This window comes from Enterovibrio calviensis DSM 14347 (genome assembly GCF_000621165.1).
Classification (GTDB): domain Bacteria; phylum Pseudomonadota; class Gammaproteobacteria; order Enterobacterales; family Vibrionaceae; genus Enterovibrio; species Enterovibrio calviensis.
On record NZ_JHZA01000017.1, the window covers coordinates 74,857 to 100,134 of the forward strand.

At 46.6% G+C, this 25,278-nt stretch carries 22 protein-coding genes; 8 read left to right on the forward strand and 14 right to left on the reverse strand.

Annotated features, from left to right (window positions below; genetic code table 11):
* Positions 1-211: 211 nt before the first annotated feature.
* Complete coding sequence (locus Q365_RS0114330; RefSeq protein ID WP_028023993.1) at positions 212-1,804, forward strand: ABC-F family ATPase; 1,593 nt, start codon at positions 212-214, stop codon at positions 1,802-1,804.
* 80 nt (positions 1,805-1,884) lie between these two features.
* Here the strand turns inward: Q365_RS0114330 and Q365_RS0114335 are convergent, their stop codons facing one another.
* Both Q365_RS0114335 and Q365_RS0114340 read right to left on the reverse strand, forming a co-directional pair.
* Positions 1,885-3,684, reverse strand: a complete 1,800-nt coding sequence (locus Q365_RS0114335) for a M3 family oligoendopeptidase (RefSeq protein ID WP_028023994.1) — start codon at positions 3,682-3,684, stop codon at positions 1,885-1,887.
* A 162-nt stretch (positions 3,685-3,846) separates the two neighbouring features.
* The gene (locus Q365_RS0114340) at positions 3,847-4,056 is read right to left on the reverse strand and encodes a DUF2986 domain-containing protein (RefSeq protein ID WP_028023995.1); all 210 of its coding nucleotides are present in this window, start codon (positions 4,054-4,056) and stop codon (positions 3,847-3,849) included.
* A gap of 335 nt (positions 4,057-4,391) precedes the next feature.
* Here Q365_RS0114340 and Q365_RS0114345 point away from each other — a divergent pair, with 335 nt between their 5' ends.
* Together Q365_RS0114345 and Q365_RS0114350 are read left to right on the forward strand one after the other, a co-directional pair.
* Complete coding sequence (locus tag Q365_RS0114345) at positions 4,392-4,913, forward strand: DUF3332 domain-containing protein (RefSeq protein WP_028023996.1); 522 nt, start codon at positions 4,392-4,394, stop codon at positions 4,911-4,913.
* Between the two features lie 149 nt (positions 4,914-5,062).
* On the forward strand, positions 5,063-5,413 hold the full coding sequence (locus Q365_RS0114350; protein WP_028023997.1) for a DMT family transporter: 351 nt from the start codon (positions 5,063-5,065) through the stop codon (positions 5,411-5,413).
* A gap of 105 nt (positions 5,414-5,518) precedes the next feature.
* On the opposite strand, the gene Q365_RS0114355 is transcribed toward Q365_RS0114350, so the two are convergent.
* Both Q365_RS0114355 and Q365_RS0114360 read right to left on the reverse strand, forming a co-directional pair.
* On the reverse strand, positions 5,519-6,469 hold the full coding sequence (locus tag Q365_RS0114355; protein WP_028023998.1) for a sensor domain-containing diguanylate cyclase: 951 nt from the start codon (positions 6,467-6,469) through the stop codon (positions 5,519-5,521).
* A 164-nt stretch (positions 6,470-6,633) separates the two neighbouring features.
* Positions 6,634-8,607, reverse strand: coding sequence for a methyl-accepting chemotaxis protein (locus Q365_RS0114360; RefSeq protein WP_028023999.1), 1,974 nt, complete (start codon positions 8,605-8,607; stop codon positions 6,634-6,636).
* A gap of 350 nt (positions 8,608-8,957) precedes the next feature.
* On the opposite strand from Q365_RS0114360, the gene Q365_RS0114365 reads away from it, so the two are divergent.
* Positions 8,958-9,272, forward strand: a complete 315-nt coding sequence (locus tag Q365_RS0114365; protein ID WP_028024000.1) for a hypothetical protein — start codon at positions 8,958-8,960, stop codon at positions 9,270-9,272.
* Positions 9,273-9,429: 157 nt separating this feature from the next.
* Here Q365_RS0114365 and Q365_RS0114370 read toward each other — a convergent pair whose 3' ends face one another.
* Positions 9,430-9,723, reverse strand: a complete 294-nt coding sequence (locus Q365_RS0114370; protein ID WP_035025066.1) for a hypothetical protein — start codon at positions 9,721-9,723, stop codon at positions 9,430-9,432.
* A 224-nt stretch (positions 9,724-9,947) separates the two neighbouring features.
* Here Q365_RS0114370 and Q365_RS0114375 point away from each other — a divergent pair, with 224 nt between their 5' ends.
* Positions 9,948-10,733 (forward strand): alpha/beta fold hydrolase, encoded by a 786-nt coding sequence (locus Q365_RS0114375; protein WP_051563799.1) that lies wholly within the window; start codon positions 9,948-9,950, stop codon positions 10,731-10,733.
* A gap of 187 nt (positions 10,734-10,920) precedes the next feature.
* Positions 10,921-11,190 (forward strand): hypothetical protein, encoded by a 270-nt coding sequence (locus Q365_RS0114380; RefSeq protein ID WP_028024003.1) that lies wholly within the window; start codon positions 10,921-10,923, stop codon positions 11,188-11,190.
* Positions 11,191-11,347: 157 nt separating this feature from the next.
* On the opposite strand, the gene Q365_RS0114385 is transcribed toward Q365_RS0114380, so the two are convergent.
* The 5 genes from Q365_RS0114385 to Q365_RS0114410 form a co-directional block, all read right to left on the reverse strand.
* Positions 11,348-12,139 carry a substrate-binding periplasmic protein gene (locus Q365_RS0114385; RefSeq protein WP_035025055.1) on the reverse strand — a complete coding sequence of 264 codons (792 nt, stop codon included), beginning with the start codon at positions 12,137-12,139 and terminating at the stop codon, positions 11,348-11,350.
* Between the two features lie 168 nt (positions 12,140-12,307).
* A complete protein-coding gene (locus Q365_RS0114390) occupies positions 12,308-13,366 on the reverse strand; it encodes an endonuclease/exonuclease/phosphatase family protein (RefSeq protein WP_028024005.1) in 1,059 nt (352 codons plus the stop codon).
* A gap of 134 nt (positions 13,367-13,500) precedes the next feature.
* The gene (locus Q365_RS0114395; RefSeq protein WP_028024006.1) at positions 13,501-14,772 is read right to left on the reverse strand and encodes a quaternary amine ABC transporter ATP-binding protein; all 1,272 of its coding nucleotides are present in this window, start codon (positions 14,770-14,772) and stop codon (positions 13,501-13,503) included.
* Positions 14,765-15,664: an ABC transporter permease gene (locus Q365_RS0114400; protein ID WP_028024007.1), complete on the reverse strand. Its 900-nt coding sequence runs from the start codon at positions 15,662-15,664 to the stop codon at positions 14,765-14,767. The genes Q365_RS0114395 and Q365_RS0114400 overlap by 8 nt, the downstream gene beginning before the upstream one ends.
* A 183-nt stretch (positions 15,665-15,847) precedes the next feature.
* The gene (locus Q365_RS0114410) at positions 15,848-16,840 is read right to left on the reverse strand and encodes an ABC transporter substrate-binding protein (protein WP_028024008.1); all 993 of its coding nucleotides are present in this window, start codon (positions 16,838-16,840) and stop codon (positions 15,848-15,850) included.
* Positions 16,841-17,260: 420 nt separating this feature from the next.
* On the opposite strand from Q365_RS0114410, the gene Q365_RS0114415 reads away from it, so the two are divergent.
* The gene (locus tag Q365_RS0114415; protein WP_028024009.1) at positions 17,261-18,013 is read left to right on the forward strand and encodes a response regulator transcription factor; all 753 of its coding nucleotides are present in this window, start codon (positions 17,261-17,263) and stop codon (positions 18,011-18,013) included.
* Between the two features lie 67 nt (positions 18,014-18,080).
* Positions 18,081-19,751: a sensor histidine kinase gene (locus Q365_RS25745; protein WP_035025058.1), complete on the forward strand. Its 1,671-nt coding sequence runs from the start codon at positions 18,081-18,083 to the stop codon at positions 19,749-19,751.
* Positions 19,752-19,793: 42 nt separating this feature from the next.
* Here Q365_RS25745 and Q365_RS0114425 read toward each other — a convergent pair whose 3' ends face one another.
* The 4 genes from Q365_RS0114425 to Q365_RS0114440 form a co-directional block, all read right to left on the reverse strand.
* Complete coding sequence (locus tag Q365_RS0114425) at positions 19,794-20,759, reverse strand: HlyD family secretion protein (protein ID WP_245621554.1); 966 nt, start codon at positions 20,757-20,759, stop codon at positions 19,794-19,796.
* 501 nt (positions 20,760-21,260) lie between these two features.
* The gene (locus Q365_RS0114430; RefSeq protein WP_028024011.1) at positions 21,261-22,025 is read right to left on the reverse strand and encodes an enoyl-CoA hydratase-related protein; all 765 of its coding nucleotides are present in this window, start codon (positions 22,023-22,025) and stop codon (positions 21,261-21,263) included.
* A gap of 11 nt (positions 22,026-22,036) precedes the next feature.
* Complete coding sequence (locus tag Q365_RS0114435; protein ID WP_028024012.1) at positions 22,037-23,374, reverse strand: ferredoxin reductase domain-containing protein; 1,338 nt, start codon at positions 23,372-23,374, stop codon at positions 22,037-22,039.
* A 3-nt stretch (positions 23,375-23,377) separates the two neighbouring features.
* Positions 23,378-24,997 carry an AMP-binding protein gene (locus tag Q365_RS0114440; RefSeq protein ID WP_028024013.1) on the reverse strand — a complete coding sequence of 540 codons (1,620 nt, stop codon included), beginning with the start codon at positions 24,995-24,997 and terminating at the stop codon, positions 23,378-23,380.
* Positions 24,998-25,278 lie beyond the last annotated feature (281 nt).

Sequence of the window (25,278 nt, forward strand, 5' to 3'; positions counted from 1 at the left end):
AGCAGGTTTTGAGATGTGTGAGCAGTTAGCATTTTTTTGGATCACGACTGGCAGCATTAATAACAATGATTGTTCTAAGCAATCATTCGCTTTCTCGATACTCGATTTTTTATGACAAGTCTGTGACTCAATTCGCTGTTTGCTTGAAGTAATGGAGCAATCTCTGTACTCTTGCGGCGTTTTGTATTCATAGCTCAGGATTGTAATCACTTTGATTAGTACAGCGAATATTACCCAGCAATTTGGCGCCAAGCCTCTTTTCGAAAACATTTCGGTTAAGTTTGGCGAAGGCAATCGTTACGGCCTCATCGGTGCAAATGGTTGCGGAAAATCAACCTTCATGAAAATCCTGAGCGGTGAGCTGGAGCCAAGTGGCGGTAACGTAAGCGTTGATCCTAACGAACGCGTGGCCAAGCTAAACCAGAACCAGTTTGCTTACGAAGAATTTACGGTTATTGATACCGTCATCATGGGCCACAAAGAACTGTGGAACGTGAAACAAGAACGTGACCGCATTTATGCACTGCCGGATATGAGCGAAGACGATGGCATGCGTGTTGCTGATCTGGAAGTGGAATTTGCGGAAATGGACGGCTACATGGCGGAGTCGAAAGCCGGTGAGCTGCTTCTTTCTGTGGGTATTCCATTGGAACAGCATTACGGTTTAATGAGCAATGTTGCACCTGGCTGGAAACTGCGAGTTCTTCTTGCTCAAGTCCTTTTCGCCGACCCAGATATCATGCTGCTTGACGAACCAACGAACAACTTGGATATCGATACTATCCGTTGGTTGGAAGATACCTTGAATGATCGCAACTGCACCATGATCATCATCTCGCACGACCGTCACTTCCTAAACTCTGTGTGTACGCACATGGCAGATTTGGATTACGGTGAGTTGCGTGTTTACCCTGGTAACTACGACGAGTACATGACAGCGGCATCTCAAGCGCGCGACCGATTGTTGACTGACAACGCGAAGAAGAAAGCGCAGATTGCTGAATTGCAAACCTTCGTTGCGCGTTTCTCTGCTAACGCATCAAAAGCAAAGCAGGCGACATCTCGTGCGAAGCAGATCGATAAGATCAAGCTTGATGAAGTGAAAGCGTCTAGCCGTCAAACGCCGTTTATTCGTTTTGAGCAATCAAAAGAGCTATTCCGTAACGCGCTTGAAGTTGAAAATCTGAGCCAAGGTTTTGACCATGACTTATTCTCGAATTTCTCTGGTATTTTCGAAGTGGGCGAGCGCATCGCGATCATCGGTGAGAATGGCGTGGGTAAAACGACGCTGCTAAATACCCTTGCTGGTGTGCTAGAGCCGCGTACTGGTTTCTACAAATGGTCGGAAAACACTAATCTTGGCTACTACGCACAGGATCACGCGTCGGATTTCGAAGAAGATTTGAAACTGATGGATTGGATGGGTCAGTGGCGTCAAGAAGGCGAAGACGAGCAAGTTGTTCGTGGCTTCCTTGGTCGTATGCTGTTCTCACAAGACGACATTAAAAAGTCTGTGAAAGTCCTGTCTGGTGGTGAGCAAGGCCGTATGTTGCTTGGTAAGCTAATGATGCACAAGCCAAACATGCTGTTGCTTGATGAACCAACCAACCACATGGATATGGAATCTATTGAAGCATTGAACACCGCCTTAGAACAGTTCAAAGGCACATTGTTCTTCGCCTCTCATGACCGTATTTTTGTGGATTCGTTGGCGACCCGTATCATTGAAATCAAAGATAACAAGATCACTGACTTCAAAGGTACCTATGCTGAATTCCTTAAGTCTCGCGGTGTTGACCACTAATCGAGCTTAGTACCAATCCGATTGGTATTAGATAAAAAACACCCGCTTCGGCGGGTGTTTTTGTTTGGGTGCGAGTTAACTTATTTTAGTTTATTGACTAAGGCTTCAAACGCCTCAATGCGTTTTTCGGCGATAGAGATACTTTGCTGCCAGAAATCCGGCTGCTCTAGGTTGGCACCAAGATGTTTGAGTGCGACTTCTTCTGCACTCATTCGTCCTGTATCTTTTAGCAGCGATTTATAGTCTTCATAAAAGCGCTCGCCTTTACTGGTTCGCTGCGCGTAAACGCCCGTGCTGAACAGATACCCAAACAAGTAGGGGTAGTTATAAAAGCTGATTTCCGCGATGCTGAAATGAAGCTTGCTCGCCCAGAACAAATCATTCGGTTCAGACATGGCGTCGCCATACCAATGCTTCCATGTGTCTGACATCAGATTACGCAATTGTCGTGGCGTGAGTTCGCCTTGAAGACGCTGCTCATAGAAAGCCCGTTCGAACTCAAAGCGAACAGGGATATTGAGCATCAGCGCGACGGCAGTTTGCGCTTCTTCCCATAGCATCAGCAACTTGTCGCTGTCACTCTCGGCTTCTTCCAATAACGCATCCCGTACCACATTTTCAGCGAAAATAGAGGCTGTTTCCGCCAATGTCATTGGGTAATCTGTTTCCACCATTGGCATATCTTTCATTACCCAATTGTGGAAAGCATGACCAAGTTCGTGCGCAAGCGTCAGCACATCGGACATACTGCCGCCAAAACTCATGAACACTAATGGGGTTCGCGTTTTCGCAATTTTCGTGCAGAAAGCGCCCATGACTTTATTAGGCTGTGGTGCGGCATCGATCAAGTGTTGTTCGACCATCATATCGACGAACTCTGCCATTTCGGGGTGAACAGAGTTGAAAGCACGACGAATGATGGCTATAGCTTGCTCAAACGAGTAGCTAGTAGGCGCGCTGGCATCCTGCGAGGGCATAGCTGCCATTTCATCCCACGGCGCTAGTGAGTCGCTACCAAACATTTTGGCCATGCTCTTGGCTGCTCTACGTGAAAGGGCTTTATGTTTCTCTGTCACACCCATCATGGCATCAAGCGTTTTTTGCTCGATACGGCTTTGTTCTAGCGCAGGCGCTAGGAAGTGAAGCGGCTTAGTGTGGCTACGTTTTTGGTATTCGGCTAAACGCCCTCCCGCCAGTGCATTAAGAATGGCAACGAAGGTAATTTCCTGTTTTTCCATGGCGCTGTGGATTGCTCGCCACGCAGGCTCACGACGATAAGCGTCTCCGCCATACAGTAAGCTGGCAGCTTGCGACAGCCCTATGACTTCTTGGCTACCGTCTGGAAGCGTGAGAGATACCTTGGCAGTGCCAGTGATCGAATCATAGAGTCTTCCCCATGCGTTTCGTCCATCAACTTGAGTGGCGGATAGAAGTTGTTCTTCAGGCACGGATAATCGGAATACGCGATGTTGACGCATGCGCGAGAAGCGAAACGCATGGCGATCAAAGCTTCCCGTTTCGTCACTACCAGACATGACAGCGTCAAAAAACGCGTTATCACACACAGAGAGTTGGCTTTCGAAAGGACTGAACGCTTGTGTCAGTGCGGATTGCATAACATCGGTTTTAATCACCAATGCTTTGGCGGCCTCGTTTGTTGCATCGACAGCAGACTGACAAGCGGCGTAATTGGATACGGATTGAATAAGGGTATCGATGGAGTCATAAAGGCTTAGCGCTCGCTGGCATCCTTCTACCTCGTCGATAGATAAGTGTGCTAAAGCGTCTAAATGCTGCTTGCTGAGTAGCAAGTCATTATTGATTTCTGGGTCTTGAAGGCTTTGGTAAACAAATGAAAAATCCCAACTTGGCGCTGACATTCCGTCTTCCTCTTGCTTGCTTGTGTGAGGTAACCATAGCGCAATACAGAGGGGGAACGTAACTGTGGTGGTTCAACACCAAGCTGGAAGTGATGACTGCTTCGAAATTTTCGGCAGCAGTCATCGATAACCAAGCGTCTTAACGTTGCTGGTTAGTTAAGATCATGCGTTTTCTTGAGTGCCGGAATTTTCTTCAGCACCTGAGTTTTCAGCGGTTGATACTTGCGCTTCCTCGGCAGCTTGTGCTTCTAGTGCAAGCTTCTCACGATCAGCTTTTGAAACGTATTTTGGTTTGTTAGAAGTGTGCAATTTGGCCTTTTGCTTCTTCTCACGTTTCTTTAGCGTTTGAATGATTTTCTTTTTTCTGTTCATTAGGAATGACCGTCAATTTTTCGAGGGGGGATTGTAAGGACAAATAGCACATAGACTCAAGCACAAACACGGAACATGACGATATTAGTGTAAATAAGCAGCAATTGAATCTTGCTAGACTCATTCGCGCGATCAATGATTTGAGGTTTTGTTGGGCGTGATGCGTGTCACGTTTGGCGGGTTGTAACCAGATGTTAACCGTGCTGACTTTGCGCTGACAAATGGCTGTTAATTGGCTGTTATTTGTCGTCCGTTCATGGCTATTTCTCGCGCTTTTAAAATGGAGAATTCGCTGTATACTTCGCCAACTTTTTGAACTCTTAGTGTGTAAAACAATGAAAAAAATTGCGATTAAAGCTATTGCAGCTGTTGTGGTGGCTTCATCTTTAACGGGATGTATTGGTCAAATGGCAACGTCAGGTATGGTAATGAAAATGAACCTGACTGCTGTTGACAACCGTTATGCTCGCGCGGGTCTGTACTTGCTGATGAGCCCAGTTTACGGTATTGCCGCGACTGCTGACCTTTTCATTTTCAACTCTATCGAGTTTTGGACCGGTACTAACCCAATTTCTGGTAAGTCTCCTGCTGTTGCGGACATGCCTGCTGATGCTATTTTCAGAATCAACCAGAAACTGGACAAAGACCTGACTACCGCACCGATCAAAATTTCTTCTGCTGATGTTAAGCAAGTTAATGACAAGTCTATCGAAATGTCAGTAGCTTACGCAGACGGTACAACTCAAGTACTGCGTGGCGAGAAGGACGGTGAGATGGTGAACTTCTACTTGAACGACGAATTCATCACCACTGTTTCTGTTGAAGAATTGAATGAGTACGCGGCAAACCGCGTGTAACTTGCTCTAATTCGATATGCAGAGCCTCGTCCTTTTGGGTCGGGGCTTTGTTATTTGTACCAAAGTAACCTTAGATCCTGCATCATCAGAGAGCTGGGTATAGGAAGCGTCAAACCACTAAGGGATGCTGAAATAGAGCAGGCAGGATTATGATTAAAATTTTAACCACTGTACCTCCACTGGCTTCGCTGTCGTTAGCGATTCTATTCGAAATCATCGCTACATCTATGATGCCTAAAACGCAGTCTTTCACGAATCCTGTGATCACTGCAATCGTACTGTTATGCTATGCCATATCATTTTATCTGCTCTCTATTACTGTGAAAACAATGCCACTAGGCATTGCTTATGCAATTTGGAGTGCCGCAGGTATTGTGTTGGTGTCATTGGTCGCATGGCTATGGCACGGTCAACAACTTGATCTTGGCGCTATCGTTGGCATGTCGTTGATCATTATTGGTGTTGTTGTCATAAATTTGTTTTCAAACATTGTGCACTGAACAGTGCTGAATGGTTATCGCTAGGCGCTGAAAGGCGTCTTGTTTTTCGCGATGCACCCCATGCTTAATCTTCGGTTTCTCGTCCTCTTTTTCTAGCTCGTGTTTTCAGGCCTTGGTTTTTAGCGCGAGGTTTTTCGCTTCGTCAAAAAGATTATCGAAGTCATAATCTCCTTCAACATCTACCCATGACACCCCTACATTGTAATCAAGCGTATAGGAAAGCCGATTTTCAACGGCATACCTATCCACTCTCTCCTTAAAACGATCCAAGATATCTCGTGTATTGGCAATCGATGTATTGGTGAGCAGTACAGAAAATTTATCGCTGGCTAGCCGAGACAACACATCTGAATCGCGAAACCCAAAGGTTAATAGCTCTGCAAAAATCATGAGAGCGTGGTCTCCCTCACTATTGCCTTGCTTTGTGTTTATCTGCTTCACGTCTCTCACATCAAAATATGCCAATGCCGCGGGTGCCCGCAAACGTTCACACATATTGAGGCTGTTTTGAGACAGAACACGAAACCCATTGGCATTGAGAAGTCCTGTTAACCGATCTTGCGTGGTCAATTGAATGGCATGCAATTCGCTCTGAACTAACTCTCCCATGTCTTTAAGGCATTTAATGTCTTCGGCGTCAAAGCCTCTGGGTTCGTCATCCATGATGGATAGCGTACCGATGATTGCGCCATTGACATGCTTAAGAGGGTATCCGGCATAGAACTGTATATTCGGCTCTGATGTTACTAAGGGATTATCGTGAAATCGTGAGTCATTAGCAGCGTGATTTACCACGAGTGGTTCTGCATTCAATATGGTGTGGGCGCAAAAAGAAAGGTCACGAGGGATGGTTCGATCAAGCGGTCCAATGCAGGATTTAGCCCATTGGCGATCGGTGTCAATAAGACTAATAGCGGCGACTTTGGTTGCAAACATTTGTTTCGCAAGCCGGCATATTCTGTCAAATCTCTCATCATCGCCAGTGTCCAAAATATTCAGGTCATGTAGGGACTTGAGTCTGATCGTTTCATCAGCAGGCATCGCGGGCTTTTTCATGAGCAATCCAGTGCATGAGTGTTTTCATTACTATAGTCCATCCCAATGGGGCGTGAGGATACGGATGAAAGAGGCTGGATCAAAAAGGGCATTTAGAATGCCCAGATCCACTTACTCTAGCGGCACTATTCGAAATAAGTGGTTCTGGGCTTTAAGACGTCGCGCTACGCGCGTGCCAATGGTGAGGTTGTTACGTCTAGAGTTTGGTCCCTGTGCGCAGAGTTTGTCTTACCAGAATAAGCGCCATCTCGTTTACCTGTGAATGTTCCGACTAGACCATCCAATTCGTTGGCCAATTGTTCAATAGCACTCGCCGAATGATTTGATTTCTGCGCTGCTGAAGCGGTTTCTCCTGCAAGTTCAGCGATGATCACAATGTTACGGTCAACGCTATCAGTCACCATGGTTTGTTCTTCTGATGCCGTCGCAATTTGCATGTTTTGTCCCGCAATATCTTCAATTTGTTCCACCATTGCACTCATTACCGACGCACCTTCTCGTGCTTGATTTACACTGATGGTGGCCATTTCACTGCTTTGATTCATGACCGACACGCTATGGCGAATCCCGTCTTGGAGTTGCTCGATGATCTTGGTGATCTCATCGGTAGATTGGTGGGTTTTCATCGCCAGTTCGCGCACTTGATCGGCGACAACCGCGAAGCCTCGACCTTGCTCACCGGCGCGAGCTGCCTCTATCGCCGCGTTCAACGCCAGCAAGTTGGTTTGTTCAGTGATAGAACGAATCACGTCGATCACCGAGCCAATATCTTCACTGTCATCATTTAATCGCTGCATGTTCTCGCTGGCACTTCGCATACTTTCTGAGAGCTGGGTCGCTTTGACAGACGTTTCGCTGTTCACTTCACGGCCAGTATTGGCAGACGACTGTAGCTCTTGGGCGACACTGGCAGCTCGCGCCACACTCTGAGCAATTTCTCGGCTGGTGGCTGTCATTTCATTCATTGCGGTTGAAACCGAATCAGACTCCGCGCGTTGCTTTTCAGCGTTGTCAGCCGTTGATCCTGCCATCACAAGGCTGTGTCTGGCATTCGATGACAGCTCTGTGGAAATGGCCGATATTTTCTCCATCGTATGCTGGAGATTTCCTATAAATTGGTTGAAGTGGGAGGCAAGTTGGGACAACTCGTCATTCCCTGGGAGCTTCATGCGAACATTGAGCGAGCTGTTTCCTTTCGCAATATTGGCCATGAGGTGATTTGCCACAGCAATTTTCTGAGTGACATGGCGGATAACAAGTACCAGCGATAAACAAACCAGCACAGCGAGAGACCCAGCTATTAACGCGAGCGTGGTTGTGACCTGATGCTCTCGTTGATCAATGGCGGTAATCAACTCTTCACTGAGCAATTTCATTTGTGATTCTGTTTCTCGCACTGATGCTCTCAAACTGCCGTGCAAACCTTCTTGTGGCGTTAGACCAATTTCTTTCAAGCTCATCGCTAAGGAATTAAACGCTTTGTGGTAGTCATTAAGCGAGGTTTCCATCAGAAGACGATGACTTGTTGGAATTTCACGAGTGGCGATCGCCAAGCCTACATTGGAAAATTGGGCATTAAATTGGTCGATGTATTTCTCGTCTGCGCGCAGTAGAAAGTCTTTTTCGTGGCGGCGCAGCATAAGCAGCATTCGGTAAATGGTGTCATCTTCGATACGTTGAATGGCTTGTTCCACTCTGTGCGACGCTGCTCGGGTCGTGCCTTTTAGCCCTGCGTCATACTCAACCCCAACGTTGACACGCTCTGTCACTAATGAATCAAAATCCTGCTGATAATTGCGAAGCGTTGACAGCATGTTGCTGATAGCGTCGCGCCCGGGCATATTCAACGTGGTCAGCTTCTCCAACGCGCTAGACAGTCGTATTCTGATCGCATTGTATTCTTGGTCAAATTTGTCTTTATATTTTACGTCGCTACGAGCCATAAAATCTTTTTCATGGCGGCGTAACATTAATACTGAAGTTTGGCTTTTCAATATATCAACAGATGCGCTATCTAGCGTGCTTAGCTCTTTGAACGACAGCTGAAACGTGATGGCAAATACAACGACGGAGGCCAAAATCAGAAGGACAATACTGCTTAATTGCGCCTTGATAGTTTGAGGAATGGGCTTACGCATTTTCGCTCCTATGATTTATTGGGTATCGCTACAGCTTTGATGACCACTGCTTAGATGACGACTGTTTCGATGACCGCTGCTTGAAGACCATGCTGTTAAATATGTTTGTCTGTACAATTTATGTCTTAAATGTAGGACATATAAACGATACGTCACGGAAAATGTTGCAAAAATATTACATTGCGACTTTTTAATGCGATGCATTCTAATTTTTAAAGGGGCTGGGGTCGATTTGTGGCGTTTTGCTTGATTCAACGTCACATCTGACGACTTGCATTCGTACTGGCATAGAGTTCAGTGGCGAACTATGTTTAAAGGCATATATATCAATAATAAAAAGAGAGGATGTGATGAAAAAAATCATAATTGCAGTGGGAATGATGTTGGCTTCTTCTACCGCTTTCGCAGGCGCAATGAATAGTGGCGTTGATATGCGTGTGACCACTGCGGGTCAGGGAGCTTGGGCTCAACTGATGAAAAATGGAGAGCCTGTAAAGGGGGCAACGATTACGCTATCTGGTGAATTGGGAACTTACGTCACGCCAGAGAATGGTCGTGTATTTGTCATGACGTCTGCGCCGCAAACACGAACAGGTGTATTCACCGCAATGTTAACGGATGGTCAAGAGATTGAACGATCTGTAGTGATCCCGCGTGATCACTAGTGGGTTGCCACATTGAAAACCGCTACTCGACGTGATTCGTGTAGAACCGTTGAAAATCCTGCCTGCGATGGCAGGATTTTTTGTAGAAATCCCTGTGAGTAGGAAGTTCTGTAAGCAGGAAGCCCAGTGAATAGAAATATTATTAATAGAAAGCTTATTAATAGAATGACTTTTTAGATACATAGCACTGCTCATACCCGTCATTCCATCCGTTTGCATAACGTGCTTCTTTAAACATGCGTTCTGGATCTTGCCTAAAGCCCTCACCAATCGTTTTTGCTGCCGTGACTTTACTATGGCAACCGTCGTCGTAGCCTTCAAGGTAAGGCGTAGCAAACCCTAAGTCTGCGAGTTGGTCGTGTCGTGTACTCGTGCAAGCGCTGAGAGTGATTAATGCACCAAGCAAACCGACAATATATAACGTAGGTTTAATTCTAAGGAGAGTACTCATGCCAAACATCCTCTTACTGACATGCTGAGGCAATATGCCTTCAATGACATATGGCTAGAGTACATGGGTGTTACGCTCGGAATCTGTCTCAATAGTAAGTGCAGGTGTAAAGTCTCTTTTTCGGTACATTTAGTCGTGATGCGGTGGGATTCAAATGACGTTTAAGCGGTCTATACCTTAGCTGATATGAGGGAGTCGTCATTGATGGGGATAAGGTACACATAATGAAAAAAACATTGTTACTGATAGCATTTATGTTGAGCGCTCCAAGCCATAGTGAAATCACGATGAACGATGGACATGATCCAGAGCAGAAAGCGGTTATTCCTTCCGTGTCTTTGAAAACGTCTGGCGATCCTGAGTCTGATCACCGAATAATCTTCATTCACGGTTCACCCGGTAACAAAGAAGCCTATGATGACTATCTTGGTCATCCCGCGCTGCAAGATGTGGATCTTGTCGCTGTTGACAGGCTTGGCTTTGGGCAATCGAAAACACCTGTTGAGACCTCATTGAAAAAACAAGCACAAGCTTTGCTCCCGTTGTTACAAGAGAAAAAGAAAACCTTATTGGTTGGTCACTCTCTTGGCGGTCCGATTGCTTTGCAACTGGCTTTGCTTGCACCTGACTATGTGGATAGCCTGCTGCTGATCGCGTCTGCATTTGACCCCAAACTGGAAGCGCCTAAGTGGTATAACTACATGGCAGATACCTTATTGGCGAAATGGGTCATTCCAGACGATATGATTCGCTCGAATGAAGAAATGATGGTGTTAGATTCGGAATTGCAAAAGCTGGCGGCGCAAGATTGGCAAGCATTAACCATGCCTATCGTTTTAGTGCATGGTGAAGATGATGATTTGGCTGACCCGAATAACTCGCTCTTTGCAAAAGAACGATTACCTCATGCCAATTTGAAAATGTTAAAGGATGAGGGGCATTTCGTATTGTGGCAAAATGTGCCTGTATTAGTGAGTCAAATCAATGAAATGATTGCGTCGGCCCAGTAATGAAAGCCGCCTGTTTAAAATAGGGTTGTGCGCAAAGAGTGTAAATATCTGTAAAGTACCCTTGAAAAGTGCCAGTGCTAGGCGCATTTTAACACCTATACCCAAGCAACTTGATGCAAAGATGTTGGTGATGGCAGGTTGTTTGGGTATCTGAAGTCAATACGATTTTAATCCACGGGAAATATACATGAGACAAATCCTGATCGGTGTGGTTACACTTATTCTCGGCTTCTTTACCTTGATGTTTGCAGCGGTGTTTGGCTTGATCGTGTCAGTGAGCGCACTGATCGCGAAGCCATTCATAGTGAGGAAGCTACGCAAAGCACAAGCAGAGCAAGCAAATCGTTACCAAGAACAATACGAACAAAAAACGGAACAAACGCCGTTTGGCCCAAAGCAGCGTCATCAAGGGCAAACCATTGATGGGGATTATCAGGACGTCACTGATAACCGCTAATAGCGATTAGTCAGTTAATAGGCTTGACGCCAAGATCAAAAAAAGACGCCGGTGAGAATCGGCGTTTTTTTGTATCTGAATGAACGTAGAATCTATGTTGAAGCCGCTTGGGTATAAAGCCCATAGCCTCTAATCTAAGAGGTTATTTGGGTATATCTCAAAAAGGAAAATATTCCCATTCGTAGTCTTCAAACATCGTTTTGAGCTTGCCAGAATGCAATAACTCCTCAAAACCTTCGTCATAGGCGCGGCGCAGTTCTTCACCTTGGGGAGTATTTGTAAATGCAGGGTAGAGCTTCAAGTCGGTGAAATTTGAAATAACAAAAGCATTTCTGTCTATGTTTACTTTTTCAAATTCTTCTTCAATCTCGCTTCTCGCATCAATCAACGCATCGAGCCTGTCAGAGTAGAGCATGGTTAATCCCTGTCTGCGTGACTTAACTTCTCTAATATTTACTGTGGTTCCCATGTATTCGTTATAGTCATATCCTTTCACCCATCCTACCGTTTTACCTTGCAGTGACTGCTCTCCTTCCCATTCTGGAATCGCGTAAGATTTGTATACCGCAGCAACTTGCTCGGCATCAAAATGCCAGTAGGGATATAAGACGTCTTCTTGTTCATCGATGTATGAACCGAGAAAGGCATGCATTTTTTTTGTTTGAACTAAGTAAACACTGCGCGAATAGGTGGTTGTGAGGAAATTCAGTTTATAACCTAACGGCTCGAACACCTCGCGCATGATGTCAAAGTAGAGCCCTGAACCGTTTTTATTTGTTGCGTCTGCCCAAGCTTCACTGACGATGGTGACTTCTTGGCTGGGGGTTTGGGCATCAACCGTTGCATAGGCTGGTAACGGAGCAAAGAAACTGACGAGTAGCAAACTAATGAGTGTACGCAGTTTGATGGAATGCGTATTTAAAAGGGGCGTCCAGGTGAAGCCAGTCATTAACATTCTCCAATACAAAAAAATGCCCATCATGTCTTAATATCGAGATGGTCACTTTAAAGCTATGCCAAATCAGGGCGTTCCGCGAGGAAACCGGAGATTGTTTTTGTGGATGATCACGCCCAAGCTCGCCAAATTGAGTATTTTCAGGTTGCCTGGGTATAAGTGCTATCGACGCAATCCGATCGTGACACTAACAATTGCGTGGTCACTGCTATAGGCATCTTGATCGAACTTGGGGTTGATAAGGTGGCTATCTTCACAATGAAAATCACCGACTTCTGCGAGGCTCGCGGGATCGCTGCTGTTAAATTCGTTTGAAAGTAAGATGTAGTCCAGCACAGAACCCTTGGCGTGAAAGTAGTGTGTGCTAGGGCGTTCTAATCCTGTTTCTCCCGTATTCTTAACGAATAAATCCCAACTATCATGGAGTTGATAGTGAGATAACGGCATGTCGGCCATGTCTTCGGTGATGGAACGTAGGCCGGAAACATGGAAAGCGCCTAGCACGTCTGAATTCATGTCGTCGTTAAAATCACCCATCACAATCGCTGGGTTGTTGGTTTCAAACCGGCGCTGAATGATGGCGGCCATCAGTTGGCATACCTCAGAACCGCGCTGAATGGATGAAGCCCAAGAGCCTGCAATTTCAGCGCGCATGGATTCGTGCAGTGTTTTCTTGTTTTCTTCGCTTTGCTCACTCTCATCTAAAATTGGGCGTTTGGATTTCAAGTGCACCACATACACATCGGTTTGTCCCAACGACGGTAATTCGAGCGTTGCGCAAAGCGGCAAGCGGCTGTATTCAAAATCTTCAGTCATTCCGATTTGTTCAGACAACACAGGGTCAGCACGCAGTGGTAGCGCGCTTAAAATGGGGTAGCGAGACGCTAGGCAAACGACAGGGCTTTTGTATACATAGTCGTTCACGGAGTTGATGGGCTCTGGCTCGTCAACCACCGAAAAGAATCGGTAACCTAAGGGTTCAAGCAATGCCTTTAGTGCAGACGCACTGAAGACTTCCTGAAATGCAATAATGTCAGGTTGATAACTGCCGATATAGCGATTAAGCCACATCTTTTTTTGTCGCCATTGGTCTTCGCTGTAGATATTACTGAACTCGTAAAACGCACCAGGGGGTTCGATGAAGTTAAACAAATTAATGGTTGCGAGCTTGAGGCCAAAGGCACTGTGAGCGTATGAGCTTTTGCTATTGGTAGCGAACACAATCTCGTCTCAATATTGAAAAAGATTTCTTTAGTATAGCGAAGAGTTTGAGGCTGATCGGTGAGGTGGGTAGGATAAAAATGCGCTTCGGGACGAAGCGCATTGAATGGTGAAACAAGTCACTCAGTGTTTTGTTACGCTGATGCCTTGGTTTGATCAGTGCCTGTGCTGCTAGGTCTGCTGAATTTTTCTGCTTCAGCATTGCCATTAGCGGGTTGATCACTTAATACTTCAACAACACTTTCGCGAGACAGCTGACCTTGAACTTCACCGTCCTGATCAAGCACTGGAAGCGGCAACTCATGCTCTATAGTGTCAGGGATCACGTGCTCAATCAGTGCATCGGATTGAATACCCGGCAAATCTTCTAGAACCTTGTCATCAATGGCATCGTCATGGCGAGATGAATCCACTGACTCCAGTTTATCAATGCTCAATGCACCCTGATAGCCCTCATCATTGACATAGTAGCCATGCTCTACCTTCGCGCTGCGCATTTGAGCCAGAGCTTCACCAATGGTGTCAGCGCTAATGCGAAGGCTTTGAGGCTGCATGACGGTATCCACTGTCAGTGCGCGCGCACGGTTTACATCTTTAACGAATGCTTCAACGTAGTCATCAGCAGGGTCAAGAAGGATGTCAACCGGACGACCTTGTTGAACGAGTTTACCGTCTCGCAGAATGGCGATGCGATCACCTAGACGAAGCGCTTCATCCAAGTCATGCGTAATGAAAATGATGGTTTTATGCAGCTTCTCTTGAAGCTCAATCAACTGATCTTGCATTTCGCTTCGGATCAGTGGGTCGAGGGCCGAGAATGCTTCATCCATCAAAAGGATTTCGGCGTCCGTACACAATGCTCGAGCAAGACCAACACGTTGCTGCTGACCACCTGAAAGCTGTGAAGGATATTGGTGCTCATAACCGCCGAGTCCAACGGTGTCCAACCATTCAGCAGCCTTTTTGTCGCGTTCTTCTTTGCTGACTCCTTGAACCTGCAAACCATAAGCAACATTCTGTATCACTGTGCGATGTGGCATCAGGCCAAAGCGTTGGAAAACCATCGACATTTTATGACGGCGGAAATGCTGAAGACCTTTTTCATCCAGTTTCATGACGTCTTCGCCTTCAACAATGATTTGTCCTTCAGTCGGATCAATCAAACGGTTGAAGTGGCGAATCAGCGTCGACTTACCTGAGCCGGATAGGCCCATGATGACGAAGATTTCGCCGCGCTCAATATCGAGGTCAATTTGTTGTAGGCCAACAGTGTGTCCAGTAGCAGCAAGAATGTCGTCTTTCGATTTTCCTGCTTTCACATCAGGGAGTACTTTCTCCGGTGTCTTACCAAAGATTTTGTACAGACCTTTAATCTGAATCAGAGGGGTTTTGTCTCGCTTACTCATGGTGACCTCCACTCAAATGCTGCTGAGTGCGTTTTGCATAGCTCTGTGAAACCCTATCAAAAATGATAGCAAGGGCAACGATAGCGAGGCCGTTGATCAAACCGAGGGTAAAGTATTGGTTGGTGATGGATTTGAGTACAGGTTGTCCCAGCCCTTTCACACCGATCATAGAAGCGATAACCACCATGGCTAGTGCCATCATAATGGTCTGGTTAATGCCCGCCATGATGGTTGGCATTGCCAACGGCAACTGAACACCGAACAAACGTTGTGTCGGGCTAGCGCCATAGGCCGTGGCGGCTTCAAGTACTTCTTTGTCAACAAGACGGATCCCTAGATTGGTCAAGCGAATCACCGGTGGAATCGCGTAAATGACAACCGCGATAACGCCTGGGATTTTACCAATGCCCAATAGCATGACGACTGGAATAAGGTAGACGAATGCGGGCATGGTTTGCATGACATCCAAAAGGGGAGTCACAGCAGACTGAATGCGGTTCGAACGCGCCATTGCGATACCAATGGGTATACCGAGGAAGATGGCCACCATGGTACACACCAATATGATGCTCATGGTGCGCATCGTGTCCTCCCACATACCAAAATAGCCGATAGCGAGGAATGAGAAGATGACCGCGACGGAGAGTTTCCATGAGCGGCTGGCAACGAAAGATACCCCAGCAAGAATGGCGATCATTAACCACCACGGGGTGCCAAGAAGAAGTTTTTCAAACCAGATAAGGAATTGGAGAAGCGGGTCGAAGAAAGATTCGATAGTTTCGCCATAGCTTCGCGAAAATTCGCGGTAAGCGCCATCGAGTGTTTTACGAATTGCCAGAAGGTCGGAGCGTGACATCTCCGGAAATTCGGTCAGCCAAGAATTGTCTGCCATAACAGTACAGCGTCCTCTGCGTTTTAGAATAATGAGAAACTTTATACCCTTCAATGAAGGGTCAGTGGCGACTTTCTTTGAAATTCAGAAAGATGGGTCGCAAAGTCTTGCTAAAAAAGTGTTGCTTAATATGTCGCGAAAAATGGCGGGCTGGAAAACCAGTCCGCCTTTATTACTTTGAGATTAAAGTGCTGCTTTCAGTTTCTTAGCAACATCAGCGCTGACCCAAGAACCCCAAATATCTTCGTGGTTAGCAAGGAAGTATTCAGCGGCGATTTCGCCATCAGCTTGGTTTTCTTCCATCCAAGCCAACAGGCCGTTCAACTCAGCATTAGTGAAAGAGCGATTAGACAAGTAGCTCACTGCTTGTGGAGAGTTTTGCGCAAAGCTCTCGGTAATAACAGTATCAACCGCCGAAGGTGGATACATGGTCACCTTAGGGTCTAAACAGTCTGCATCAGTGGTACAAGTTTTGAAGTGTTCTTCATCAATGCCTGAACCGAAGTCTACTTTTACCATTTCGTACTTACCCAGTACTGCCGTTGGTGCCCAGTAGTAACCGAACCAACCTTCACCGCGCTCGTATGCTTTAGCGATAGAGCCAGAAAGACCAGCGCCAGAGCCTGGATCAATCAGTTCGAAACCTTTGTCTTCTAAGCCCATTGCGGTGAACAGGTTGCCAGAAGAAATCTGACAGTTCCAGCCAGCTGGACAACCGTAAAATGCAGATTTTGTTGGATCTTCTGGGTGTTCGAATAGCTCGCGGTTTGCAATGACGCCGTCAATAGTTGCTAGGCTTGGGTTCTTGTCGACCAAAAATTTTGGTACCCAAAAACCTTCTTCTCCGCCGTCTGAAAGAACAGCACCTGCAAAGCGAAGTCGACCTTCCTCAACACCGCGGTCTAGCGCGGCTTTCAGGGAGTTACTCCAGAATTCAGGAGCGATGTCCGGCTCACCTTTCTCAATCATTGACGTTCCGGTTGGCATGGTGTCGCCAGGAACAAGCTCAGCGTCGCAGTCGTAGCCTTCTGCGAGAATGAAGCGGTCAATATTTGCGATGAGGGTTGCGGAGTTCCAGTTCATGTCTGCGATGGTCACTTTGCCGCACTCTGCTGCAAAGCTTGTCATTGGCATTGCCGAAAGCAGCAGACATGAAGTGGTCAGAAGTTTTTTCATGGAAGTTCCCTCTCATTTAAATAGTTACGATAAATGTATATAGCTCTAATCATTTATCTCGCTAATATTGCACTACGTTATCTATCCATTTGCAGTTTAAATAACTGAAAAATATGTGCGCAATGACGTTAATCATAACAACTCTGCAGCAAAATTTCTTTAGTGCTGTTACTTAATCTGCCGAGATGGGTTCGAGTGATAATCGATTTTGCGGCGTGGAGCGAGAAGCTTGGTTTCAATAACTTAATGATTTGAAAAGTGAAACTGTCGGATGTCTGATACTGAATGTATGAAATGTAAGAAAGCGTAATCAGAACAAAGATTCATACTGAAATTTGCCAAAAATAGTCATTTCTGTGAAATAAATGCGCACATTGGCGGTTCTTTGATAAGAACGTTTTCAGCTGAGTGGAGCTTTCTATGCAACAGTCTGTTTTGGTTTTAGAAGATGATGCCGATATTGCGGGACTCATTGCTTTGCATCTCAAGGTCATGGGCTTTGAAGTGACGAAAGGCACGTCGCTTGCCGCGGGGTATCAAGCGCTGGTGGAGAACAATATCGTTGCCGTTGTATTAGATCGTGGGCTGGATGATGGCGATGGAAAAACCTTCTGTGAATACCTTCGCCAAAAGCAAAATGGCATTCCTGTCCTGATGTTAACTGCCTTGGATTCTGAATCTGACATGGTAGAAGGGTTTGAATCTGGCGCTGATGACTACTTGGCGAAACCGTTCAGCGTGGTTGAATTCCAAGCAAGAGTACGAGCACTGATGCGACGAGCGGCAGTGCACAACCATTGGCAAAATGCCCCAGCAGAAGTGATGGAAGCAGAGAGTGTCCAAGAAAATGAAGCGTCTTTGATGTTCGATCACTTGGAAATCTCGACTGAGACTCACAGTGTGACATTAGGCGGTAAAACCATAAACTTAACGCCCACAGAGTTTTCTCTTTTGTGTTGCTTAGCGAAGCGACCAGAACGCGTTTTTAGTAAAGACGAACTGTTGAGCCGCGTGTGGAACACTGACTATGACGGTTATCGACACACCGTCTGCTGCGCGATAAATCGCCTTCGTAGCAAACTCGAAAGTGACCCTGATATGCCGAAGTACATACATACTGTTTGGGGAGTAGGCTATAAATTCAGAGAGGCAAACGCACTACGACAACTGTAGAAAACAGGTCGTCAGCGAAAAGGCAGTCCCGTTGAGTGGATGTTGAGGTGGTTTTTGGAGTGGGATATTGACGTTTAAACACCGATTAATGCTATTCACTTTGGTGTGGTTTTTTATCAGTGCAACCATACTGACAGGCTTAAGTGTGTCTGTGTGGCAAGGTAACGAGCTCAGAACGCAGCAAATCCTTCATCGAGATCTCGCTGTACACATGCGTGACGATAACCCTTTGATGGTGGGCGATGACTACAGCACAGAAGCACTCTCATCAATTTTTCATACTTTGATGCTGCTTGGCCCTGATTTTGAAATCTATTTTCTTGATCCACAGGGTAATATCACAACGTCTGGCCCGCCGATTGATGAGGTTTCACGTCGGCAGATCGATATTACGCCCATACAGCAGTTTTTGGACAATCAGCCATTTCCAATTTTGGGCGATGATCCGCTATCTCAAGATGGTAAGAAGGTCTTTTCCGCGGCGCAGATTGAAGCCGATGGCAGTGTGGCGGGTTATCTGTACGTCTTGATTGGCAGTTCCCAACGTAGCCTTCCATTAGACCCAGATACCCTGGTGCTTTATATCCCTGTCGTTATCGCCGCGCTGGTGGCTATTCTATTGTTTGCTTTTGGTGTGTATCGCATGGTTATTCGGCACATTATTACGCCGGGCAGACTCATGGTGAATCAGATTGAACAAGCCGCCACGTCCGAATTTCGCGTCACGCCCCCGCTTCAATTTTCCGCTGCCGAACTACAAGAAATGGCGACCCAATATCGGCGCATGATGGCGGTGATACAACAGCAATTCATTCAACTTCGGGTTCAAGAAGCGCAACGCCGAGAGCACTTGATGCAACTCAGCCATGATCTAAAAACACCATTGGCAAACGTGCTGGGCTATCTAGAAACGTGGCGCATTCAGCATAAAGAAGGTCGAAGCATGATTGATACGGCGTATCACAATGCTCAACGACTTCAGCGTCATTTAAAAGAGCAATTAGAAGCGGCACGATCGCCAACAGCAAAAATTGTTTTGTCATACCAAGAGCTTGATGTCGACGCCTTACTTCAAGAAATCAAAGAACGCTTTACGTTGTCTGCGCAGCAAAAAAATATCGAGATTTTAGTTAATGTAAATGTCCCTTGTACCATTTTGGCTGATGAACAACTGATCAATCGAGTCTTTGACAACTTGCTTGAAAATGCGGTGCGTCATAGCCCTGCGCAGTCGACGATAGTGTTGGAGACGTTATCTGTTGGTGCGCGTCGCGTTGGTTTCAGAGTTTCAAACTCAATCGATGAAAATGCAGCCCCAGGGTCTCTGGGTATGGGGACAAAAATTGTCGATGCCATATTAAGCCTGCATCAAAGCCAACTTGAGCACCTTTTTGAGCAAGAGGGAGGGCATGGTTTTTGTGCTTATTTTGAGTTGTCATCTCTTGCAAGTGCCTCTTCACGTCAAGTGCGCGCAGTGCCCGATACGGTGGTGTCTGCAATGGATGAAGATGACGAACCCAAAATCAATTCATCACTGCCCAGGGTATTGATGACTGATGCGGACAATGGCCAAGACGCGCCAGTTAGCGCCCCAACGATGGTTGCTGAGGAGGATGTTGATAAGAATACGCCCTTACCGTCATTTGCAGCATCAGCGAAGCGAACCGATGAAACACATCCTGAGCCGGGAACTCACCAAGAAGACGGCAAATTCGATGCAAGATCCAATGATAAGTAGCGCGTTAACCATTGGTGTTGTCAAGACTAAAAGACCGTAGCGTTAAACATAGCTAATGTAACTCCAAAGCCATGTCCAAAAATCCAATAGTACCTCACCAAATTCAGATTCCCTTGGATAAAAACTCACTGTCGCGAGCCCGCCATATCTGAGTGTGACGTCTTCAGGGATGTCAAAAAAACGAACATTAACGGGAAACCGCTGAGGGTATTGAATTTCCGTTGGTGAATCAAACAAACCTGTGGTGCTATCTATTTTAAGGCTGCCATTTCCGCTAGTTCCCCAGCCAATAGACGTGACTTCACCATGATAGATCTCTCCGGGATACGCCTCAAAGACGATTTTCACGAGTGTCCCTTTGTCGATATAAACAAGAGATCGCTCTTTTACCATTGCCGTCAGCCACAAGTGGTCAGTGTTTAGATAGGTCAACAGTGGGTGACCAATGTTCGCATAATCTCCCGCTGATACAGTGATATTTGTCACCACGCCCGCGGCGGGAGCCCTAATATCGGTATATGAAAGATTAAGAAGAGCTTGATTGAGTTCAGTCATTGCAACGTTTAACGCAAGATTTTTCGCCGCTTTCGGCCCCAGCGCCTCATGCAGTTCCTCAAGCGCTGTTGAGGATTCAGCTAGCGCTGTTTGGGCAGAAATCAGCGCCAGTTGACTGGCATCTAGGCTTGCTTGATCAATAACCCCTCTGCGTGCAAGCAAGGCGTTCCGTTCAGTATGTTGCCTAGCCTTGGCCCATTTAACGCGAGCGGTAACTTCACTGGCTTTCGCCAAAGCTACGGATTCTGCATCTACTTTGAATGCCTTCAGCGCTCTTTGTAGCGTCAATCGTGCTGATTCTGCGGCTAACTCGAACGGCTGCTTCTCAATACTCAGTAATGCTTGCCCACGACGGATTTCGGCATTGTTCATGACCGAAATACCAGATATCGGCCCCGATACCTGAGGACTAATGCGAATAAGCTGCCCGTTGACTCTGCCGTGTTTAGTCATGGGTGTGAAACGCTCCGCCCATTGTGCATAAACCCAAACTACGAGAGCAAATACGATCAAAAAACAGCTTAAACGGCGAGCCTTATTCAACGCATACATCCTTATCGGCAACGCCCTTAACGAGAGGGCAAAGTGAGGGGGATACTCAAGGAATGTAAGTCTATGAAGAGAAGAGAGAAGAAGTTGTCTAAGTTAAGAAACTTTTCTGCAAACTATGTTGTGCAATGCCAACAGCCGATTAACCGTCTTGTTGGATGTTTCAATTGGGTTCGGTGCAATTGTTCTGTGAGTGATGCTCGGTTAACTTAACTCTGTTTGAGATAAGCCGAATGTTTCCATATTCGTAAGGAGCGGAGAATTGGGAAATGATTGTGACGTCACTGAAGAATGAAAGGCGAGTCTATCTATTTCGTCATAGGCACGGCCTTGCCACTTTGCATATGTGGTCATCAAGCAAAAAGGCATTCAACTCGTGAATGCCTTTGAGCAAGCATTGCTCAACTATCTGCCTAAAAACTGGGGCTTACGTTTTTCCACAAACGCGGACATACCTTCTTTTTGGTCGTGTGTGGCAAACAGGCCATGAAAGAGTCGACGCTCTATCCGCACACCTTCATTCACGGGAAGCTTTTCTGCATTTAGGACACATTCCTTTGCCAGTGCCACCGCAGGTTTGCTATAGCTTGCAATGGTCTTTGCTGCTTCAATCGTTTCTTCAAGAAGTCTGTAATCAGGGATCACGCGAGACACTAAGCCTGCGCGCTCGGCTTCAGTCGCATCCATCTTTCGGCTGGTTAAAATCATGTCCATGGCTTTGGCTTTTCCCACCAGTTTCGTCAGGCGCTGAGAACCGCCCATTCCGGGGATCACGCCAATGGTGAGTTCAGGTTGTCCAAACCGTGCCGATTCGCCAGCAAAAATGGTGTCGCACATCATCGCGAGTTCACATCCTCCACCTAGCGCAAAGCCCGACACTGCAGCGATGATTGGTGTGCGAATGCGATCAATGGTTTCCCAGCCTGAGAAGTAATCGTTGGCAGCCATATCTTGATAACTCATGGCGGCCATTTCGCTGATGTCTGCTCCCGCCGCAAAGACACGATCGGACCCCGTCAGGACGAAACAGCCGATATCAGGGTTATCGTCATACTCCATCAGTGTTTGGGTTAGCTCGCGCATAAGTGCGTCATTGAGCGCATTGTGTTTCTCGGGACGATTTAGGCGAATGACGACGACGCCATCAGCCGCTTCTGTGTTGATAAACATAATGATTTTCCTTAACTGTCCCAGATAGCGCCAAAGGCGGGAATGCCTCGGCTTTCCATGCCATAGACCACTTGGCGCGTGAGTTTTTGATTGGAAATACAGATAACTGCCTCTGCGTCGAACGCATGGTAGGCGGCATAGGCGAGTTGAACCATGTCGGGCTTGCCCTCTTTGTCGGTGTCCCAGATGAGTGCGTCAGGCTGTGCAGCGAGAATTTCATCCACCAGTTCGTCACCATAAGTTTTACGGGGATCTCGTGTTGACCACACCAATTGAATTGGCAGCTTCTGAGCGAGTAGGTGTGGCAAACATGGGCCAATACCACTGCCAGTTGCGATATAAACCACGCGTTTAAATAACACTTCGATGTTAGCAACGCCCGCAGTTGGAATTCCCTTTACCCACACGTGGCTGGGTTTGTCGTCTATTAGTTTTCCTGTCCAATCTCCTGCTCGTGAAACCGTTAATCGATAACCTGGTTCGGTGGGAGAGGGAACATTGGCAAAGTGATGCCATTCAGATAGTGGCGAGCGACTGATTGCCATTGAAGAGCCCGCGAAAGGGGTAACGCCATAATTAAACTTGAGTAAGGCGACATGGCGAGAAGGCGTTGATATCGCAACGGGCACTTTGCGAAGGCGAAGCCAAGGCAGAATGATGCTAAATGTCATGGCGCATAGCAGCCAAACCGCAGGTGTCTCTAATGCGTGTTGCCAAAACGTCCCGCTGGTATGTTGGTCAGAATGAATAGCGATGGTTTGCACCCAAAATAAGATAAGTACAGACCAACCAGCGAAGCGATGAGTACGCTCAAAGGCGTTGTGAAATTTCCGACGAATATTGGGCATGGCCATGGCAATGATGATGACCAACAACATTAAGATACCGAGTGTGGCATATAGACTGGTGTCAGACACTGAACCTGAGCCTTGTGAATCTTGATAGATTAAGGCTCCAGTAAACAGGGCAAACCAGAGTGAACCATTGACCGCGCAACCGCTGTGAAGACCACCGTGGTGATATACCTTGCCTAAGTGCCAACGCACAGACAAAGGCCAAGTAACAGGTGCGCGCGTGGCAAGCCAAAATAGCAAATTGATGACGTATTGTTGGCGAATAACAATAGCGACGAAGAAATTGGCAATCACCATGTTGCTGAGGCTAGATAAAGCCACGTTACCTTGAGTAAACCATTGCCCTTCCGTTAAGCAGTATATCAGCCAACCGATGTTGATGGCAGACACTAAGATGATTAATCGGACATAATGCTCGAGTGCAGGATTCTTCCACACGCGTTGAATCCAGCCCTGCTTGGCCGGTAATTCTGATTGTGAATAAGGTGCCATCATGGGTTATTCCCCGTCCTTGAGGATGGATTGTTGATACATTTCGAGTAGTAAGCGTTTATCGATTTTCCCTCGTGGAGTCAGCGGCAATTTTTCGAATACCATCACGCCGACTGGCACGCAGTAATAGGGAAGGTGCGCGGCAACATGGTCAGTGGCAGTTTTCTCGTCAACCGAAGAAGGAGTGACGAAGGAGACAAGGTGATCGTCATCCAATTTCAATGTCACAGCTAATTGGCAGTCAGGAAGGCTCTCTAGCATGGTGGAGATGGAATCAAGCTCAACGCGGAACCCTTTCACTTTGACTTGGTCATCTGTACGACCATAGTGCTCGAGCTCTCCGTTTGCTGACCAACGCCCGAGATCTCGTGTTCTAAACATCACGTTTCCATCGCCTAAAAATGGGTCGGGGCGATAGCGTGCCTGACTGAGTTCTGCATTGGCTAAGTACCCTTTGGTGACACAAACGCCGCCTGCCCACATTTCGCCGACCTCACCAATGGAGCAAGGTTTGAGTTCATCATCCAAGATATATACGGTGTTGTTTGGGGTAGGTTTGCCAATGGAAAGCTTGTCTCCAGGGCGATATAACTTAGCTGTGTTGATGATGGTGGTTTCTGTTGGGCCACAGCAATTATAGAAATCACAAAATCCACCCCATGTTTCAGCGAGTGGCTCTGGGCATGGCTCGCCGGCTACCGCTACCACACTTACGTCTTGGCACTTAATGGGGTCAATTTGACCAAGAATGGACGGTGTGGCGACGATTACATCGACGTTTGTCGCGGTGTTTTCAATCACGCTGTCTCGAATCAGCAATGTCGCGCCGTGGCAAAGCGCGACAAAAATTTCCCACGCTGCCATATCAAACGCGATGCTAAGAATTTGTGCGACCCGCATACCCGGTTTAACGCCAAGGTTGCCCGGTGAAGTCATCACAATATTGCAGACATTTTGGTGCGTTACCTGAACGCCATTTGGGTTTCCAGTTGTCCCCGACGTAAAGAGAATAAAGCAGTTATCGTTGGGTTTTGACGTACGCTTTTTGGTGACATTGAGATCATTAAACTCGCGGGTTTTCATTAAGCTATCGAGGGCGATAACGCTGCTGTTCTCGAAGTCGGGCAAGTACTTTTCATGACGACTGAGGGTTAGTACGATTTTAATACGAGCCACATTCGCAATGTGCTGCAACTGTGAATTAGGGGCAACACCAGCATGTTGAGGGACATAGTTTGCTCCTAGTTTTAAACAAGCAATAATCCCGACGAGCATTGGCAAAGAGCGTGTGAGAAACAGACCAACAGAATCGCCGCGTTTGATTCCCTGATGATGAAGTAGGGTAGCGAGCTTTTCAGCATAGCTATCCAGTTCTTGATAGGACATGGATCGATTGCCATGAATGGCAGCAATAGCGTATGGCGTTTTAGTTGCATGATGTTCGAATGCACTGTTCAGGGTATTAAATGTGGGCTTTTCATTGGAACCACGACCAAATTCGATAAATTTTCGGACATCGCCCGCGTTGAGACTTTCCAGCGGTGAGATGTGGAATACGTTATCGTCGTTTGAGAGAAGTGAGGGTGGTGTTGGTGGAAATGCCATCGAGTTAAGTGTCACGGTCATTGAATTCTCCTTTACATCGTCTTCTCCAATTTGCTGAGAGCAATATGAAGAGATACAGAGAATCTAACTGACAAATCTCACAAAATTATCGCAGAGGTTTCGCAATCTCCTATTAACGGATAACTGGTTGATTAATCGAAGCTGATTTGATTTCTACTCGCTTGATGATCAAATCTGACCAACGTTTTTGATTGAGAAGAAAGAGAAGGCGGCAATCACGCCTTATCTCAGTCTATTTTGGGTACACCAATAAGTGACATTGTCACTTATTGGTGTGAGTG

Coding starts and splice junctions, on each gene's coding strand:
- Q365_RS0114400 (WP_028024007.1), bottom strand. CDS start 15,664: ATGGCAGACAATTCTTGGCTGACCGAATTTCCGGAGATGTCACGCTCC.
- Q365_RS0114345 (WP_028023996.1), top strand. CDS start 4,392: ATGAAAAAAATTGCGATTAAAGCTATTGCAGCTGTTGTGGTGGCTTCA.
- Q365_RS0114380 (WP_028024003.1), top strand. CDS start 10,921: ATGAGACAAATCCTGATCGGTGTGGTTACACTTATTCTCGGCTTCTTT.
- Q365_RS0114340 (WP_028023995.1), bottom strand. CDS start 4,056: ATGAACAGAAAAAAGAAAATCATTCAAACGCTAAAGAAACGTGAGAAG.
- Q365_RS0114395 (WP_028024006.1), bottom strand. CDS start 14,772: ATGAGTAAGCGAGACAAAACCCCTCTGATTCAGATTAAAGGTCTGTAC.
- Q365_RS0114440 (WP_028024013.1), bottom strand. CDS start 24,997: ATGACCGTGACACTTAACTCGATGGCATTTCCACCAACACCACCCTCA.
- Q365_RS0114335 (WP_028023994.1), bottom strand. CDS start 3,684: ATGTCAGCGCCAAGTTGGGATTTTTCATTTGTTTACCAAAGCCTTCAA.
- Q365_RS0114410 (WP_028024008.1), bottom strand. CDS start 16,840: ATGAAAAAACTTCTGACCACTTCATGTCTGCTGCTTTCGGCAATGCCA.
- Q365_RS0114360 (WP_028023999.1), bottom strand. CDS start 8,607: ATGCGTAAGCCCATTCCTCAAACTATCAAGGCGCAATTAAGCAGTATT.
- Q365_RS0114430 (WP_028024011.1), bottom strand. CDS start 22,025: ATGTTTATCAACACAGAAGCGGCTGATGGCGTCGTCGTCATTCGCCTA.
- Q365_RS0114425 (WP_245621554.1), bottom strand. CDS start 20,759: ATGACTAAACACGGCAGAGTCAACGGGCAGCTTATTCGCATTAGTCCT.
- Q365_RS0114370 (WP_035025066.1), bottom strand. CDS start 9,723: ATGAGTACTCTCCTTAGAATTAAACCTACGTTATATATTGTCGGTTTG.
- Q365_RS0114385 (WP_035025055.1), bottom strand. CDS start 12,139: ATGACTGGCTTCACCTGGACGCCCCTTTTAAATACGCATTCCATCAAA.
- Q365_RS0114365 (WP_028024000.1), top strand. CDS start 8,958: ATGAAAAAAATCATAATTGCAGTGGGAATGATGTTGGCTTCTTCTACC.
- Q365_RS0114355 (WP_028023998.1), bottom strand. CDS start 6,469: ATGAAAAAGCCCGCGATGCCTGCTGATGAAACGATCAGACTCAAGTCC.
- Q365_RS0114435 (WP_028024012.1), bottom strand. CDS start 23,374: ATGATGGCACCTTATTCACAATCAGAATTACCGGCCAAGCAGGGCTGG.
- Q365_RS0114375 (WP_051563799.1), top strand. CDS start 9,948: ATGAAAAAAACATTGTTACTGATAGCATTTATGTTGAGCGCTCCAAGC.
- Q365_RS0114350 (WP_028023997.1), top strand. CDS start 5,063: ATGATTAAAATTTTAACCACTGTACCTCCACTGGCTTCGCTGTCGTTA.
- Q365_RS0114415 (WP_028024009.1), top strand. CDS start 17,261: ATGCAACAGTCTGTTTTGGTTTTAGAAGATGATGCCGATATTGCGGGA.